Source organism: Acinetobacter sp. 778_lipA, from assembly GCF_058242985.1.
The window spans coordinates 2,537,359-2,552,828 of the sequence record NZ_JBZAYT010000001.1 but is presented as its reverse complement, the minus strand read 5'-3'; the positions used below and the strand labels follow the sequence as shown (position 1 = coordinate 2,552,828).

Annotated in this window: 20 protein-coding genes; all 20 read left to right on the top strand. The window is 38.9% G+C overall.

All coding sequences use genetic code 11. From position 1 onward, the window contains the following. Window positions 1-55 precede the first annotated feature (55 nt). A complete protein-coding gene (locus AC4CUY_RS12150) occupies window positions 56-652 on the top strand; it encodes an HK97 family phage prohead protease (protein ID WP_234622628.1) in 597 nt (198 codons plus the stop codon). After that, window positions 649-1,980 carry a phage major capsid protein gene (locus AC4CUY_RS12145; RefSeq protein ID WP_234622629.1) on the top strand — a complete coding sequence of 444 codons (1,332 nt, stop codon included), beginning with the start codon at window positions 649-651 and terminating at the stop codon, window positions 1,978-1,980. The genes AC4CUY_RS12150 and AC4CUY_RS12145 overlap by 4 nt, the downstream gene beginning before the upstream one ends. A gap of 85 nt (window positions 1,981-2,065) precedes the next feature. After that, complete coding sequence (locus AC4CUY_RS12140) at window positions 2,066-2,230, top strand: hypothetical protein (RefSeq protein WP_314341385.1); 165 nt, start codon at window positions 2,066-2,068, stop codon at window positions 2,228-2,230. An 11-nt stretch (window positions 2,231-2,241) separates the two neighbouring features. Beyond that, window positions 2,242-3,672 (top strand): phage portal protein, encoded by a 1,431-nt coding sequence (locus tag AC4CUY_RS12135; protein ID WP_314341386.1) that lies wholly within the window; start codon window positions 2,242-2,244, stop codon window positions 3,670-3,672. Next, window positions 3,669-3,959 (top strand): head-tail connector protein, encoded by a 291-nt coding sequence (locus AC4CUY_RS12130; protein WP_004817444.1) that lies wholly within the window; start codon window positions 3,669-3,671, stop codon window positions 3,957-3,959. The genes AC4CUY_RS12135 and AC4CUY_RS12130 overlap by 4 nt, the downstream gene beginning before the upstream one ends. A gap of 8 nt (window positions 3,960-3,967) precedes the next feature. Continuing rightward, a complete protein-coding gene (locus tag AC4CUY_RS12125; protein ID WP_314341387.1) occupies window positions 3,968-4,300 on the top strand; it encodes a phage head closure protein in 333 nt (110 codons plus the stop codon). Between the two features lie 2 nt (window positions 4,301-4,302). Then, window positions 4,303-4,767: an HK97-gp10 family putative phage morphogenesis protein gene (locus AC4CUY_RS12120; RefSeq protein ID WP_314341388.1), complete on the top strand. Its 465-nt coding sequence runs from the start codon at window positions 4,303-4,305 to the stop codon at window positions 4,765-4,767. Continuing rightward, entirely contained in the window at window positions 4,764-5,126 is a 363-nt protein-coding gene (locus tag AC4CUY_RS12115; protein WP_490774170.1) for a DUF3168 domain-containing protein, read from the top strand. The genes AC4CUY_RS12120 and AC4CUY_RS12115 overlap by 4 nt, the downstream gene beginning before the upstream one ends. A 76-nt stretch (window positions 5,127-5,202) precedes the next feature. Beyond that, window positions 5,203-5,397, top strand: a complete 195-nt coding sequence (locus AC4CUY_RS12110; RefSeq protein WP_234622636.1) for a hypothetical protein — start codon at window positions 5,203-5,205, stop codon at window positions 5,395-5,397. Between the two features lie 61 nt (window positions 5,398-5,458). Further along, window positions 5,459-5,932, top strand: coding sequence for a phage tail tube protein (locus AC4CUY_RS12105; protein ID WP_490774169.1), 474 nt, complete (start codon window positions 5,459-5,461; stop codon window positions 5,930-5,932). Further along, a complete protein-coding gene (locus tag AC4CUY_RS12100; protein WP_419259456.1) occupies window positions 5,932-6,348 on the top strand; it encodes a hypothetical protein in 417 nt (138 codons plus the stop codon). The genes AC4CUY_RS12105 and AC4CUY_RS12100 overlap by 1 nt, the downstream gene beginning before the upstream one ends. Continuing rightward, window positions 6,279-6,599 (top strand): hypothetical protein, encoded by a 321-nt coding sequence (locus AC4CUY_RS12095; protein WP_373996374.1) that lies wholly within the window; start codon window positions 6,279-6,281, stop codon window positions 6,597-6,599. Before AC4CUY_RS12100 ends, AC4CUY_RS12095 begins: the two co-directional genes overlap by 70 nt. A gap of 77 nt (window positions 6,600-6,676) precedes the next feature. After that, window positions 6,677-7,213 (top strand): hypothetical protein, encoded by a 537-nt coding sequence (locus AC4CUY_RS12090; protein ID WP_180644722.1) that lies wholly within the window; start codon window positions 6,677-6,679, stop codon window positions 7,211-7,213. Further along, entirely contained in the window at window positions 7,210-7,653 is a 444-nt protein-coding gene (locus tag AC4CUY_RS12085) for a hypothetical protein (RefSeq protein WP_180644721.1), read from the top strand. The genes AC4CUY_RS12090 and AC4CUY_RS12085 overlap by 4 nt, the downstream gene beginning before the upstream one ends. 66 nt (window positions 7,654-7,719) lie before the next feature. Next, window positions 7,720-11,949 (top strand): tape measure protein, encoded by a 4,230-nt coding sequence (locus AC4CUY_RS12080; protein ID WP_490774168.1) that lies wholly within the window; start codon window positions 7,720-7,722, stop codon window positions 11,947-11,949. Beyond that, the gene (locus AC4CUY_RS12075) at window positions 11,946-12,284 is read left to right on the top strand and encodes a phage tail protein (protein WP_490774167.1); all 339 of its coding nucleotides are present in this window, start codon (window positions 11,946-11,948) and stop codon (window positions 12,282-12,284) included. Before AC4CUY_RS12080 ends, AC4CUY_RS12075 begins: the two co-directional genes overlap by 4 nt. A 49-nt stretch (window positions 12,285-12,333) precedes the next feature. Next, the gene (locus AC4CUY_RS12070) at window positions 12,334-13,272 is read left to right on the top strand and encodes a pyocin knob domain-containing protein (protein WP_490774166.1); all 939 of its coding nucleotides are present in this window, start codon (window positions 12,334-12,336) and stop codon (window positions 13,270-13,272) included. Beyond that, entirely contained in the window at window positions 13,256-14,044 is a 789-nt protein-coding gene (locus AC4CUY_RS12065; protein WP_490774165.1) for a phage minor tail protein L, read from the top strand. Before AC4CUY_RS12070 ends, AC4CUY_RS12065 begins: the two co-directional genes overlap by 17 nt. A 2-nt stretch (window positions 14,045-14,046) precedes the next feature. Next, complete coding sequence (locus AC4CUY_RS12060; RefSeq protein WP_419314376.1) at window positions 14,047-14,790, top strand: C40 family peptidase; 744 nt, start codon at window positions 14,047-14,049, stop codon at window positions 14,788-14,790. Beyond that, the gene (locus AC4CUY_RS12055; RefSeq protein ID WP_490774164.1) at window positions 14,783-15,427 is read left to right on the top strand and encodes a tail assembly protein; all 645 of its coding nucleotides are present in this window, start codon (window positions 14,783-14,785) and stop codon (window positions 15,425-15,427) included. The genes AC4CUY_RS12060 and AC4CUY_RS12055 overlap by 8 nt, the downstream gene beginning before the upstream one ends. The last annotated feature ends 43 nt before the right edge of the window (window positions 15,428-15,470 follow it).

The window sequence follows — 15,470 nt, the reverse complement described above, 5'->3', positions numbered from 1 at the left end:
AAATCCAACTCAATAACCGCCTTAATTGGCGGTTTTTCATTTTAAGGAGAGCCAGATGCCAGCTCTAAAAAAATCATTTGGCTCTTTTGAAATCAAAAGCACAAATGATGAAAAGCGAACCTTCAAAGGTATAGCAAGCACACCTAATTCAGATCGAGCAAAAGACATCATGGTTCCAAGTGGTGCCAAGTTTGAATTGCCACTGCCATTACTTTTTCATCATGAACATAGTGCACCAATTGGTCAGGTAATTGATGCCAAAGTCACAGATAAAGGCATTGAAGTTGAAATTCATCTTCCTGAAATTGCTGAAGAAGGCAACTTAAAAGCCCGAGTCGATGAAGCCTATCAAAGCCTTAAATATGGATTAGTCAAAGGTTTATCTGTTGGCTTCTTGGCTGATTGGGAACAAGCCGAATTCATCAAAGGTGGTGGCATCCAATTCAACGATTGGGAGTGGTACGAGCTTTCACTTGTGACTATCCCATGCAATCGCGAGAGTGCAACAGATTATTCAAAAGCTTTCGAGGAATACAAAGCCGCGTTGGGCGAACAACCTCAGAAAACCGTTTCAGATGGCGATTCATCTGAGCAAAAACACGTAATTGTAAAACTTAATAGCCCAACAAAGGGTGGAGTAAAATTAGTATGAATAAATATTTAAAACAACTTCTTGATGCTTTGGCTGCTAAGAATCTTGAAAAGCAGAACATTGTCACTAAAGCGTTGGATGGTGGTTCAACACCAGGTGAAGAAGATGAAAAGCAAATTGAAGCTATAGACGCTGAAATTGCGACTATTCAGAAAAACATTGATCGTGTAAAAGATATGATCAAGCAATCCGAACAAGCTGCTCAAACCGCTACACCAGTGGCAGGTGCCAATCCTGAAGAAGCAGCAAATTCTGCTGGCGGAAATCCAAATCCTAAAAAAGCTGTAATTGAAGTTTCGTCAAATCTTCCAAAAGGCGTTCCGTTCGCTCAATTTGCCCGAGCAAAAATGCTTGCATGCCATGAACAAAAGCAAGGCAACATTCTTACAGTTGTGGAAGCCGCCAAACAACTTGGTTATAGCCAAGACACGATTCAGTACATTGAAAAAGCAACACTTGGTACAACGACTGATGCTGGATTTGCAGCGCCTTTAGTCCAACAAGATACATATAAGGGTGATTTCCTTGAATTGCTTCGCAATGCAACAATTTTCGATAAATTGAAAGGTTTTCGCTCTGTTCCATTCAATGTGAAAATTAATGGCCAATTAACGGGTGGCACCGCATCTTGGGTGGGTGAAGGTCAGAAAAAACCTTTAACCAATCCAACATTTGGCAGTATTGAAATCAAAGAGCATAAACTTGCTGCAATCACTGTTTACACGCAAGAACTTCTTCGTCGAGCAGATCCAGCAATTGACCAACTTGTGTTAAATGATTTGATTGAAGCAAGTAAAGTTCTAATTGATACAACTTTCCTTGGTGCACAAGCACAAACAGATGTTACACCTGCAGGCATCTTGAATGGGGTGACTGCAATTGAACCATCAGGCACAAGTGGCGCTCAAATTGAAGCTGATTTGCTAAAACTTATCACCACGTTCGTTGCTGCGAATCTTACCACCGATAATGCATATTTCCTTATGAGTGAAACACGTGCAATGCAGTATGCTTTGCTTCGTGATCCTTTAGGGAATACGTATTTTAACGGCATGACCTTTGCTGGTGCTGCCCGTTCACTTCTTGGTATTCCAGTTATCACTTCACAGTCTATTGGAGACAAGGTAATTCTTGTGAAAATGAGTGAATTACTGGTTGCTCAAGATGGCGGTGTTGATGTGGCTTACAGTGATCAAGCAACATTGGTTGATGGATCTACGACTCACAACTTATGGCAAGAAAACAAATTTGCCATTCGTGTAGAGAAGTTCATCACGTGGGCTAAACGTCGTGCAATTGCGGCAGCCTATATCGATTACACGCCTTAATCGATAATGATTAAACAAAACAGCTCCTTAATTGGGGCTGTTTTCATATCTAAGCAATCAAAATGTTTAGCTATGGGAACAGTCTATGAAAATTAAATATTTAAAAGATACACATGACTCAAAAGTGGGTGATGTGAAAGAAATTCAAGATCATCAAGCAAATGTCCTTATTAAATTGAATTTTGCTGAGATTTATCAAGAGCAAAAGAAGCCAGCATCAAAGGCAAAACCATCTAAAACCGAAGAATAAAGGCATTAATTATGGGTATTTTTGACTGGTTTAGAGGCAAAAAGAGCTATCAAACTGCCCGTAATGCTGGCACTTGGAATAGTCTTTTTGTTCAAGAGCCATTTTCAGGCGCATGGCAGGAAAATAAAGAAATTACACGTGAAGATATGACAGCCTTTTATGCTGTATTTGCGTGTATCAGTCTTATTTCTAAAGATATTGGCAAGATGCCAGTACTGTTAAAAAAGAAAAAAGATGGTGTTTTAGTTGATGCCTTAACACCAAAAGAGTTAGTTCGTGTTTTTAGAAAGCCAAATCATTATCAGAATTGGCAACAGTTCAATGAGCAATGGACACAAAGCTTATTGTTACGTGGAAACACCTATATTTTTAAAGTGCGTGATGCATTTGGTGAACTATATCGGCTAGTTATTCTAAATCCTGATTTTGTGACTACATTGGTCGATGATAATGGAGAGATTTTTTATCAACTCAGTAATGATCGACTAACACAGACTGACAATGTGATTATTCCAGCATCTGAAATAATCCATGATCGTATTAATGCGCTTTATCATCCATTAGTTGGATTAACCCCAATCATGGCTTGTGCATTGGCATCTGAGCAAGGTATTTCAATTCTCAGAAACTCCAAAAATTTCTTTGCAAATGGCTCAAGACCGGGTGGGGTTATTGAAGTACCTGGTGCATTGGATGCTTCAAAAGCTTTAGAGATTAAGACTAAATGGGATATTAATTATGGTGGCGCTAATGTTGGTAAAACTGGCCTTTTATCAGATGGTGCTAAGTATGTCAGCATTGGCATGAAGGCAACAGATAGCCAACTCATTGAACAACTTAATATGTCAGCCCGAATCGTTTGTACAGCCTTTAATGTCCCACCTTTCAAGATTGGTGTAACGGATGTGCAAGGTGCAACCAAAGTTTCAGATTTGAATGAAATCTACTATTCAGATTGCTTACAGTCATATATTGAAGCACGGGAAAATCTACTCGATGAGGGTTTGAATCTGCAAGACTATAAAGTTGAAGCGTTCCTTGATCTTGATGTTCTTATTCGCATGGATTCAACCAGTAAAATTGCATATTTTAAGGATGGTATAAGTGCTGGTATTTTCTCGCCAAATGAAGCGAGACAGAAATTAGGATACTTGCCTGTGACTGGTGGTGACTCACCAATGATTCAACAGCAAAACTTCTCACTGGAAGCATTAGCCAAACGTGATGCACAAGAAGATCCATTTAGTAAAACCAACACTTCAAATCAGCCAGTAGCAGAACCAAAATCTCTGTATAAAGGTGTATTTAATCAAAAATCTAGTTATGAAGTAGGTGATTTTGTCACAAAGAATGGTTCACTTTGGCACTGCGAAAATGAACATTCTGGCGAGTTTAATCATGAAAATTTCAAATTGGCTCAAAAGAAATGGGGTGATGAATGAGTATTGTTAGTTTAGAAACCCTAAAAGAACATTTGCGCTATGACGATGATGACAATGACATGATGTTGCAGGGGTATTTAGACGCAGCAGATTCAGTGGTTAAAAACTACATCACAGATGAATTTGAATCTGAATATCCTAAGGCAATTCATCAAGCCATTTTGTTGTTGTGTGGATTTTGGGATAAGCACCGTAATGCTGAGAGTGAAACACCAGTAAACGGTAATTATCTTCCAATGCCTGTGCAGTCCTTATTGTTTCATTATCGAAAACCTACAGCAATTTGAGGTGATCTATGGGACAGCGAGCAGGCGAACTACTCCACCGAGTAACCATCCAACAAAAAATCACGCCAGTTGATGAATATAACAATGAACTTGAGCCTATTTGGTCTGAATACAAAAAGTTGTGGTCTAAGGTGGAATTCCTTTCTGTAAAAGACACAATAAATGCCAAAGCAGCAGGATCAGAAACGAATGCGCGCTTAAAGATTCGCAAACGTACCGATATCACAACAGAAATGCGTGTGTTATGGAAAGGTCAGACTTTTCAGATCGTTTCACCACCTAAACCTGACAATGAAAACGCTGAAATTTATGTGACGTTTGAGCTGAAACTATTGGGGTAGATATGGCTGATATTCAATTCGATATCCAAGGACTAGATCAACTCCAATCCAAACTAGAACGCCTCAATAATCCGCGCAAAGTAAAATCAATGGTTCGCAAGTCATTAAGACAAGCCGCGAATATTGTTCGAGCTGCAGCGCGTAATAATGCAAAGCTGATTGATGATCCTAAAACACGTGAGAAAATTTGGAAAAACATTTCTGTTCGAGATGGAAAAACAAGAAACTTCAGCGATATTAAAATCCGAGTAGGTGTGAGAGGTGGTGCATCGTTTTCAAACCCAAACCCACCTAATTTAAGTGGTGGTGATACAAGGCACTGGCGTTGGGTTGAATTTGGATCTGTAAATAATCCAGCCGTACCATTCATGCGCCCAGCTCTGGCAAACAATATCCAACCAGTCACAGATAAGTTTGTTCAAATGTTGAATGACGAAATCGACAAAGCTTTAGCGAGTTCCACATGAACATTTTACCAATCTTTAAAACACTACAAGCGTCACCTGATGTTGTTGCATTAGTTAACAATCGAATCTATGAAGATATTGCGCCAAATGGAACAAAATTTCCTTATGTGGTGTGGTCATTGGTAGGTGGTGTACCTAATCACAATTTGGATTGTCCACCAAAGATTGATCATCTAACTTATCAGCTTGTTGTTTATGACATCGAGAGAGCACGAGCATCTGAAATTAGAAAAGCAATCAGTGTTGTTTTAGACCCACTTTGCACAATCACCAACTTGCATCCAAACCATGTCGAACGTGTTGCTGATACCAACATTTTTGGTCGTGGATTTGATGCGAACTGGTGGTTTGATCGATAAACGCTAAACACAAAGAATTTTTAACCTAGACCTCCTTAAGAGGAGGTTTTTTTATACCTAAATCTCGGAGAAACCCATGTTTGGAATGCTTGAAAGTTTAACCAAAGCAGCCGTTTCAGTTGCTGTAACTCCTGTGACCGCTGTTGTTGATGCTGTAATGATTCCTGTTGATGCCACCGAAGATGGCGAAGTGTTTCAACGTACAAAAAATACTTTAAACAATGCTTCTAAGAACTTTAATGAAGCAGTTAAACCAAATTCAGAAAACTAAATTATTTAAACCAACTACCACCTTCGGGTGGTTTTTTTATGCCTAAAGAGGAGATCTACTCATGGCAGAAACTAAAACGCAGGGTACGCAAGTATTCACTGTAGTCAACGGGGCGATTGTTCGTTTTGTCTGCCCTAAAAACTTTAAATTTGGTCAGGATTCCTTTGGGAAGATTGATGTTACTTGTCTTGATGCGGAAAGTAAGCAATATGTCCGTGGGATTCGTGATCCGGGTGAGGCAGGCATTGGTATCAATTTAGATGATGAAAATGCAAGTCACATCGAATTGTTGAAAATTGCGGAATCAGGTGAAGTTAAAGACTGGTATGTTGGCTCGAGCCACTCAAAAACACCACCAACTTACACAGTTGGAAGTGGAATTGATCTTCCTGAAGATCGTAACTGGTGGTCATTTAAAGGTTATATGAATGATACTGCGCCAAATGACATTGAAGTTGATGCGGTGATTAACTATGACTTCACCATTGTTCGTACCTCTAAGGTGACTATGACTCGTCGTGAGGTGACACCATAATGGCAAAGTTGACATTACAGGCCACTCAAAAGGCTGTTGGCATTGGTACTTTTGTTGAGAAGACTATTAAATTTCTTGACTTAGAGGGCAAAGAATTTACAGGAGAAGTTCTTGTAAAGATTCTCACCCATGATGAAGTGGCCACTGCAACCGATGTTTGGAAGGTGAAAAATAGTACTGGGCTAACTGTTGATCAGTACCGTAAAGCTTTACTTCATCAAATCATTTATGAAGATGAAAAAACTAAATTCTTCCCAAAAATTAATGACACAGGTTTAGTTTCATCAGAAGTGATTGATGCCTTGTATGAAGCAGCTGATTCGGTGGTGAACTTCTCGGGAAAGAATTGGATCTCAACCAAGGAGAAGAATTCTGGTGTGAGCTTGTCATCAACGGCATCGGCGGAAGAACAATAGCTGAAGCCAAAGCCAATATCTCAAACCCTGAATTGATGTTATGGAGATCCTACCGTAAAAAGTATGGATCTCTATTTTTTGGTCGTCGGATTGAGCAAGCGTTTGGCAACTGGATAGCGCATTACACAAGATTTAAAGTGAAAGAAGGCACTAGTATTAATGCCTTTGATTTCATGCCTCACGAAGAAAGTAAAATGCAAAAAGATGAAGTCACGCTTGAGGATTACATGGAAAGCCTTTGTGCAGAGTAAATCTAACCTCCTTCGGGAGGTTTCTTTTTAACCCAATAATTAGTATCTTGGTCTAAATATATAATTTAGGGTGGGGTATGTGGGTAATCATTCTTGTAGTTTTTATTATTGCAGTTTTGGTTTTTATTGGTTTTAACGGAGCTAAAGTTAAACCAATAAAATTTGACACTTCTCGTATTACTGACTTAACAAAAATAGATGGTGATGATGCATTCTCAGGTAGTCGTCTGCCTGATAATGTAATTAATAGGGTTAATAGTCCGAAAATAAAATCAAGATCAACAACAACCTATAATTTTAACATTGTGGGTGAAGGGTCTTATCAGCAAAATTTAAAAAAAATTGCTGGACCAAAAGAAGAAATATCAAAATTTCATGAATGTACTGCAAGAATAACATCTGAACCTACCAATAAATTTGATAAGAATGCTGTAAAAGTGGAAATCAATGGTTTGTTAGTTGGTTACTTATCTCGTGGTGATGCGCAAAAACTTGCAGGAAAAAGAATAAATAGAACTGTAGATGCTGTCATTAATGGTGGTTGGGATGATGATATTGATGAAGGTCAATATGGTGTTAAACTGGCTATTAAAAATGTGAGTGATTTGATATGAAAAAGATTCTTCTTTTAGGTTTGTTGGTGGGGTTAAGTGGCACTGCCTTTGCGTTTGATAATGAGTGTTTGCCATTATTAAAAGAAGCTGATAAAAATTTAATTTTAGACAAAACAATAGCTAAGGATAGTTCGAAGGATTGGGATTATTTTTATGATGATTCTGCTTGGAAATTAAAATCCCCAACTAACTGCAAAACGCCAAAAACAAATTATGAGAAAATAACGTGCTCAGATTCATCATTAATAAAGTTGGATAAAATTGCATATGCAACCACTCTTCAAAACACTATAAATGCAACTGGTGAGCTACTCTCAAAAAAAACATTTAAAGAATTAAAGTTTGATAATCAATGGATTAATAGAAAAGTTGCTGACAAAGAATCAATTTGCCTAAAGTTGATAAATGTAGATCAAGTGAAGCTAAAGCTTAAATATTAATACCATTTAATTTTAAATAAACCAAAACCACCGAAAGGTGGTTTTTTATTGCCTGAGGAAAAGTAAATGGCAACAAAACTAGGATCATTAACACTTGATTTGATTTGTCGTACAGGCAATTTTACTCAGGGTATGCGTGACGCTTCCAATACAGCTAGTCGAGAATTAGGACGTATTGAGCAAAGCACAAATGGCGCAACTAAAGCAATAAAAGGGTTAGCAGTTGCAGCATTAGGATCATTCTCAATTCATCAAGTTATTGCTTATACAGATAGCTATACAAACTTACAAAACAGATTAAAGCTTGTTACTAATTCTCAGCAAGAGTTAAGTACTGCAACACAAGATACCTTTAATATCGCTCAAGCCACAGCGCAATCTTGGGGTTCGGTTGCGCAAGTTTATCAACGTTTTGCTGAAAACTCTTCACGTCTTGGTATCACCATGCAGCAAACAGCTTCATTGACTGATACGGTTTCAAAAGCCATTTCAATTTCAGGTGCGAGCGCAGCGAGTGCAGAAGCAGCGTTGATGCAGTTCGGACAGGCTTTAGCTTCAGGTGTATTGCGTGGGGAAGAATTTAACAGTATCGCAGAACAAGCCCCAGCATTATTAAAAGCAATCGCAACAGGCTTAGGGGTAAACATTGGCGAACTGCGTAAAATGGCAGGCGAAGGCCAATTAACTGGTGATGTTGTAATCAAAGCCCTTAATAATGCCAAAACATCTGTAGACAATCTATTTTCTAAAACAGATTTTACAATTGCTCAATCATTTACACAGTTAAATGATTCTGTCACTAAATTTGTTGGTGAGGCTGGTTCAGGCTCAGGGGCGGCAAAAACTTTAGCATCATCTATAAAAATGGTTGCTGATAATATTGAGCCGATTGCCAACACAGGTGCGGCTATTGCAGTTGGGGTTTTAGCAAAAGCAATGGTAGGCGCGACAGTGTCCGCAACTAATGCAACATACTCGTTGTTTGCGAAAATTGATGCGACTCTTTCAGAAAGACAAGCAAACATTGCTGCAACTCAGGCAGAAGTAGCATCTGCAACTGCAGAGGCTCGAAGCACTGAAATCACATTAATAAACGCCAAGGCAACGCATACGCAAATCATGGCTGAAATCGAACTTGAAAAAGTTAGATTATCACAGCAGATTACGAATCAGGGTCGCATGGCAACCATGACTCGTATGGCTCAACTTGGACAATTACAAGCACAGGTTGCGCTAGAAATCGCTGCTGCCGAAACAGCACAAACGGCATCTTCTGCCAGATTATCTGCCGCACTTACAGCTCAAGCAGCAGTTACAAGTAGATTAGCGTTAGGTAAAGCTGCACTAATGGCCTTATTTAGTCCAATGGGTATTGCTATAGCCGCTACTGCTGCGGCTTTTTATTATTTGAGCAGTAGTGCAGAAGAGGTCAAAGAGTCCTTAGCAACTCAATCTGACTCAGTTGAAAATTTAACCAAGAAATATCTAGAGTTAAATTCTGTACAAGCTCAGGTTGAAAGTGTTCGTTTGCGCAAAGAGATTGATAGTCAAAATGATTCAATTGATGACGCAGCAAGCTCAATGACTAGATTTGCTTATCTTCAAAAAGAACTTTTTAAAATCTCTGGTAATGATTATGTTCAATATAAGCAGGCTATTGAATCCATTAAAACTGGTGCTGGTGATGCAAGTGCTATTTTGCAAAAAATGGTAATTTCAGGGAGGTTTTCTCAAGATCAGATTGATAAACTTGTTGAGTATTCGGGTGCTGTAGCTGATGCAAGAAAAAATATCAATCAAAATAAAACAGCTTTAGATTTACTGTCTCAGACATCAGGTGCTCACACTGTTGTTAATGAAAAGTTAAACCAACAAATAGCAACTCAATCTGAATTAACTAGAATCGCAACTAAAGACTTTCTAGACTTAAAAAACGGTCTTGTTGATTCTCTTGAAGCTCAAGTTGAATATGTAAGATTAAATGGTGGCAGTGAACAGCAAATTACTAACCTAAATAAAGTAATTAAAGATTATTCACTAAACCAAATTTCAGCAACAAATGCTGTTAAGCGGTTTAATGGTATAGCTGAATTACCAAACAGTATTCTGAGCAGTTTGCAAAACTATGCTACCAAAACAGACAAGTCTAAAGTAGAAGTGAATCTTCTTGCTGGTAAGGTTAAGGAACTAAATGGATTAACTGGAAACTCAGTGAAATCTACAGATGAGCGAACGGCAGCACATGAGCGAGAAAAGAGCGCCATTGAAGGAACTAAAAAGGCTTATGCTGAATATAGTAAAACCGCCTTATCGAACATTAAGGAAATGGCTGCTAGAGCACAAATGCAGAAAATGGGGTTTAGTGAAAATAAAATTGCAGAACGAATGGCAGTTCTAAAAGCACTTAATTTTGATCCAACCCTTGCACACTCTAAAACTGGCATTGAGATGAAGAAGATTGCAGATATATCTGCAAAAATGAAAGATACAGAGGATGCCAAAGCTGATGCGATTAAAGCTCAAAATAAAGAGCTTGAAAAGCAAAATGAACTACGCAAAAAAACCATTAACTCCAAAACAATTGATTCTGTGATTGCTCGTGGAGAGGGGAACTATAACTCTTTCAACAAGGGCAAGGCAGGCGACAGCGTTGGATCAAAATTAAATCTAGTTGATATGACTGTTGGGCAAATTAGAGCATTGCAAAAAAATGGTTCTATATTCGCAGCTGGAAAATATCAAAATATACCCTCTACACTTCAAGGTGCTATTGATGCTGGTATTGTATCTGTTGCTGAAAAATTTAATGCAAATGTTCAAGAGCGTATAGTTCAGCAGTATCTGCTTACTGCCAAGAAAGACCGTGGAAGTATTGAAGATTACATTAAGAGTAAGAGTGATAATCTTTATGCTGCAAATCTAGATTTAGCGAAAGAATTTGCTTCTGTTGCCAGCCCTGTGACTGGTAAGTCTTATTACGATGGTAAGGCTGGGAATAAAGCAAGTATTAGCGTTAAAGAAGCTCAAAACGCTTTAAAGGCTAGTCGTGAGCTTTATACACAAGCGATTGCTTCTGGTAAATCAGCTGAAGAGGCATGGAAGGCTGCATTTAGTGGATCTATATCTTTTATTGAGGGTTCTGACGAGCAAAAGAGCTTGGAGAAATTAGCCAGTTATAAAGAAAAACTTGCTCAAGAAAGAACTGCTTTGATTGAGTTCTACAATGACTGGCAAAAGCTTGAAAACAATAACTCAGAGCAAGTTAAGAAGATTCGAGAGACTTTTGCTAAAGATCCAAAGGCGATGGAAGATCATTTAGCTCTTCAGGAGGTAAAATATCAGGAAGATGTAGAAAACTACATTAAAGCTGGTGACGATCGAGTAAAAGCTGACTATCAAGCAACTCAAGATATTATTGATGCTCGTCAAGCTGCATTCGACAACATCAATAATCCTCTTTACTCAATAAGAGATAAAGGGGTTGAGGCAATTGCTCAATCTTCTTTAAGTCCACTCGCTTATCAGAAATGGGATTTAAATAGACAGCAGCAGGATGGTTTTTCTCAACTTGGTGATGATTTAAATACTGGATCTTTAGCAATAAGCAAAAGTGACATTTTGAGTGAACAAGAGAAGAAGGATAAATTACTTCAGATCGAGCAAGAATATCAGGATGCAAAACTTGCTCTTGCACAAACCTATGACCAACAACATCGAGACCTTGAAAACCAAACTCAAGCCGCATCCTTAGCAGGATATGGCGCAATGTTTGGGATGATGGGATCAATGTTTGATGCTTACGGTGATAAGGAGAGTACAGGTTATAAGGTTGCGTTTGCAATGCAGAAAGCCTTTGTCTTATCAAGTGCAATTTTGAATGCTAAAGGCGCTGTAATGGCGGCTTGGAATGATCCAGCCAATACAACCATTTGGCAGAAAATGGCAGCGGCAGCAGCTACAGTCGTCCAAACCAATGATCTAATGTCTGCAATCCAAGGTGTTGCCTTAACTGGTATGGCCCACGATGGTATCGCTAATGTTCCTGAAGAAGGCACATGGTTATTGAGCAAGGGTGAGCGTGTCTTAAATCCACAAGACAATAAAGCACTTACCAATATGATTAATAATGGCGGTGGAGGTGGAGACATCACAATCCAAGTAAACGTAACCGACTCAGGCGTAAATACTTCAGGCGGCAATACTCAAAACCAAAAGCAACTTGGTGATGCGATTGGCAATGCTGTACGAGCCGTGATTATGAAAGAGAAGCGGCAAGGGGGATTATTATCTAAATGAGTAATAGATTATTTGAACACTGTACTGATTTTGAGGGAAACAGTTCTATAACAAAGTTTAAGGTACTTTCAAATCAGTTCGGTGATGGTTATGAACAACATGTTAGTGTTGGAATTAACAATAAAAAAGGTGAATGGGCCTATCAGAGAACTTCAAATGCAGCAGAAATTTTAGAGATTAAACAGTTTTTTGATGATCACCAAGGCGCTGATTCATTCCTTTGGCAGCATCCTAAATATGGTCTAGTCCGTGTAAAAACTGATGTGCAATATCAAGAAGTCAAACTTGGTGGTGATATTTGGCGAATTTCTACAACTTTCTATCAGCAATTTTAATGCAGTTAAATTCACGCCCCACTAGCTGGGGCTTTTTAGTGAGAAAAATATGACAATCCAGACAATTAATTTAGGCACTGCACCGAGTGGCGCAGGTGGTGATACCTTTCGTTCGACTGGCACCAAACTAAATGAAAATTTCACCAATAACACGCATGCTGCGAGTCGATTGGTTGGTACAGCCGCTGGAAATGTGATGGAGGTTGGGGCGTTTGGACTAGGTAAAAAGATTATTGGTGATTTATCAATGTCTGATGTTTCTCCGAAAAACCCAACAGAGCTCTATAACTTTTTAGTAGGTAAAGGTGGTGGGTATGATTGCTATTACAATGTAAATAATGGGCAAGGTAGTGGAACTCCAGAGGGATATGGTGCAATTCGTGGTTATCACATTACAAATAACAATTATTCATACAGTTGGCAAATATTTTCAGGTGTTGATGGAAAAAACCACTACATTCGCTCAGCATCTAGCGCAACAACATGGGGTGCTTGGTTCAAGTTTTTAACAAGTTCAAATACATCTACTGATTCAAATGGCTTTATTAAAGCAGCTTCACCCATTGTTAAGCTTTTTGCGGAAAAAATAGAACCCAATGATGAGGCATTAGAACAAGAACCTGTATTTGAAAAAGTAGATATTGGTCATTACCTGTTAAAAAATACAGAAGGTTTCTCTGTTAATGGCTGGTATATCGAGATGCCAAAAGATGCTAATGGAAATGTTTTGGTAGCCGTGCAATATCAGCAACTTGAAGATAAAACCATTGAAGTTAAAACCTTTGCTAAAAAGTTTGATGAAGAAACAGGTGATATTGTCCCTAATCTTGAAAAGCCTCGTGATATTCCAATGGGGCGTTGGATCGACATTCGATTAAAAGAATTACCAAAGCCTGAAATTGAAATTTCAAATACACCTGCAGATTTTCAACCAACTAACTTGGCTCAAGCTGTAGCGGAGGCATTGAAAAATGACTCTGAACAGTGATTTTCAAAAGCTTTATGTAGATGGATTAATCACATTATTTGAGTTAGACGCCAGCGCATTAGGAGCTGGCGTTTTACGTTTCCACGGACATATTTCTTATGAAGACTGGGAAAAGATTTACAGCTCGATTGGATCAGATGGATTAATTGGTTCTGATACTGGCTCAATCGGCAAAGCCTTTGATATTGGTAATGAAAAGGTATGGCATCGTAATATTATTTTTAATGGTCAGACTTTTGAGCCAATGGCGTTGCAAGTATCAGGCTTAGAAATGCGAAGTGATGGAAAAGCCTCAGCACCGACACTCAGCATGGCAAATAATATCAAAGGTATTCAAGGTGCGGTAACTGCATATTGTTTACAGTTTGGTGATTTTGCTGGTGCAAAAATCAAAGTCATTACTACATTAGCCAAATATCTTGATGCTGAAAACTTTAGTGCTGGTAATGCTACGGCTAATCCAAGTGAGAAGCGCGAGCAGATTTGGTTCATTGAACAAAAGACTTCTGAAAATGCTCAGCAAGTGACGTTTGAACTTTCTAATCCCGTGGATTTTGAAGGGCTAAAAATCCCTACACGGCAAATCTCAAACTACTGCAATTGGGAATATCGAAGTGAAGAGTGTGGATATATCGGATCTGCAATGTTTACTGAAAAAGATGAATCAACAGACAATCCAGCTTTAGATCGATGTAACTACCGAACATCAGGCTGTCGTTGCCGAGAGAATGAGCTTCATTTTGGTGGATTCCCTGCATCTTCAATGGTGTAAAAATGAAATTAAATAAAAAACTAAAAGCAGCGATTTTATCTCATGCTGAACAATGTTTCCCCGCAGAATGTTGCGGGGTTATTGTTTCTGGTGAGTATATTCCATGCCGTAATGTCGCTGAAAAAGGTCAGTTTCAAATTCATCATGAAGACTTGGCGAATGCTGAAGATCAAGGTGAGATTCAAGCCTATGTCCATTCACATCCCAATGCTACAGCACGTGCTTCTGATTTAGATTTATTACAAATTGAGCTTCATGAAATGCCATGGGTAATTTGTGCATATCCTGAAGTTGATTTTCAAGTCTATGAACCCTGTGGCTATAAAGCCCCACTCATTGGTCGTGACTATCATCATGGCTACCAAGACTGCTATTCAATTGTTCGTGATTTTTATCGTCGTGAGTTGAATATCAAACTCATTGATTTTGAGCGTTTGGATAATTGGTGGAGTGATAAAGATCATAAATCGCTTTATATAGAAAACCTAGATGCAGCGGGATTTTATGAAGTCAGTCAACCGCAGTATGGCGATATGTTGGTGTGCAATGTTGGCCGTACAGAACACCCGAACCACGCAGTAATTTGGCTGGGTGATCAATGGCAACTCAAATCAGAAGAAAGCACGAGTTGTTTTGGTGGACCATTAATCCTACATCATCCTTATGGTCGAAAGTCAGTGCGTGAAATCTTTGGGCAACAATGGCAAGAGCGTGTTGTTAAAATTGTGAGGCATAAGAATGCTTAAAACGATCAAATTATATGGCGTACTGGGAAAGAAGTTTGGTAAGGAATTTAAGCTTGCTGTTGAAAGCACCCGTGAAGCTGTAAGAGCACTATCAGTCCAAGTGCCCGGCTTTGAACAATTCATGCTAACCGCTCATGAACACGGACTTAGCTTTGCTGTTTTTCAAGATGATGAAAATATCAGTGAGGATCAGATTGATTTTGAAACTGGTGCCAAAGTTATCAAGATTGTGCCTAAAGTCATTGGTGCTGGTGGTAATGGAGTTCTGCAAACTATATTGGGTGCTGTGATGGTGGTTGCTGGTGCGGTAATTGGATATGTTGCAGGATGGACAGGTATCGGGGCTCAGATTGGTGTGAGTATGATTGCTGCTGGCGTTGGTATGATGGTTGGTGGTATTGCTCAAATGATGATGCCAAAGATGGACGAGGAAGATCAAAATCAAGATGGAAACAGGGCAAACAAGGGATTTGGTGGAGCAGTCACCACAATCGCACAAGGCAATCCAGTTCCTATTCTTTATGGTCAGCGCGAAGTCGGTGGATTCATTGTAAATGCTGGTCAATTTGCAGTAGATACTTTTAGTTCTGCAGATGCTGGTTTTACAGGCGGTGGCAGCAGCGGTGGAAAGAAATAATTTAAGAATATAAGCGCATTAAGCGCTTTTTTATTGTGTGGGA

Bases quoted from the DNA above. Each gene is read 5' to 3' on its own strand.
- AC4CUY_RS12150 (WP_234622628.1), top strand. From the start codon at position 56: ATGCCAGCTCTAAAAAAATCATTTGGCTCTTTTGAAATCAAAAGCACA.
- AC4CUY_RS12145 (WP_234622629.1), top strand. From the start codon at position 649: ATGAATAAATATTTAAAACAACTTCTTGATGCTTTGGCTGCTAAGAAT.
- AC4CUY_RS12140 (WP_314341385.1), top strand. From the start codon at position 2,066: ATGAAAATTAAATATTTAAAAGATACACATGACTCAAAAGTGGGTGAT.
- AC4CUY_RS12135 (WP_314341386.1), top strand. From the start codon at position 2,242: ATGGGTATTTTTGACTGGTTTAGAGGCAAAAAGAGCTATCAAACTGCC.
- AC4CUY_RS12130 (WP_004817444.1), top strand. From the start codon at position 3,669: ATGAGTATTGTTAGTTTAGAAACCCTAAAAGAACATTTGCGCTATGAC.
- AC4CUY_RS12125 (WP_314341387.1), top strand. From the start codon at position 3,968: ATGGGACAGCGAGCAGGCGAACTACTCCACCGAGTAACCATCCAACAA.
- AC4CUY_RS12120 (WP_314341388.1), top strand. From the start codon at position 4,303: ATGGCTGATATTCAATTCGATATCCAAGGACTAGATCAACTCCAATCC.
- AC4CUY_RS12115 (WP_490774170.1), top strand. From the start codon at position 4,764: ATGAACATTTTACCAATCTTTAAAACACTACAAGCGTCACCTGATGTT.
- AC4CUY_RS12110 (WP_234622636.1), top strand. From the start codon at position 5,203: ATGTTTGGAATGCTTGAAAGTTTAACCAAAGCAGCCGTTTCAGTTGCT.
- AC4CUY_RS12105 (WP_490774169.1), top strand. From the start codon at position 5,459: ATGGCAGAAACTAAAACGCAGGGTACGCAAGTATTCACTGTAGTCAAC.
- AC4CUY_RS12100 (WP_419259456.1), top strand. From the start codon at position 5,932: ATGGCAAAGTTGACATTACAGGCCACTCAAAAGGCTGTTGGCATTGGT.
- AC4CUY_RS12090 (WP_180644722.1), top strand. From the start codon at position 6,677: ATGTGGGTAATCATTCTTGTAGTTTTTATTATTGCAGTTTTGGTTTTT.
- AC4CUY_RS12085 (WP_180644721.1), top strand. From the start codon at position 7,210: ATGAAAAAGATTCTTCTTTTAGGTTTGTTGGTGGGGTTAAGTGGCACT.
- AC4CUY_RS12080 (WP_490774168.1), top strand. From the start codon at position 7,720: ATGGCAACAAAACTAGGATCATTAACACTTGATTTGATTTGTCGTACA.
- AC4CUY_RS12075 (WP_490774167.1), top strand. From the start codon at position 11,946: ATGAGTAATAGATTATTTGAACACTGTACTGATTTTGAGGGAAACAGT.
- AC4CUY_RS12070 (WP_490774166.1), top strand. From the start codon at position 12,334: ATGACAATCCAGACAATTAATTTAGGCACTGCACCGAGTGGCGCAGGT.
- AC4CUY_RS12065 (WP_490774165.1), top strand. From the start codon at position 13,256: ATGACTCTGAACAGTGATTTTCAAAAGCTTTATGTAGATGGATTAATC.
- AC4CUY_RS12060 (WP_419314376.1), top strand. From the start codon at position 14,047: ATGAAATTAAATAAAAAACTAAAAGCAGCGATTTTATCTCATGCTGAA.
- AC4CUY_RS12055 (WP_490774164.1), top strand. From the start codon at position 14,783: ATGCTTAAAACGATCAAATTATATGGCGTACTGGGAAAGAAGTTTGGT.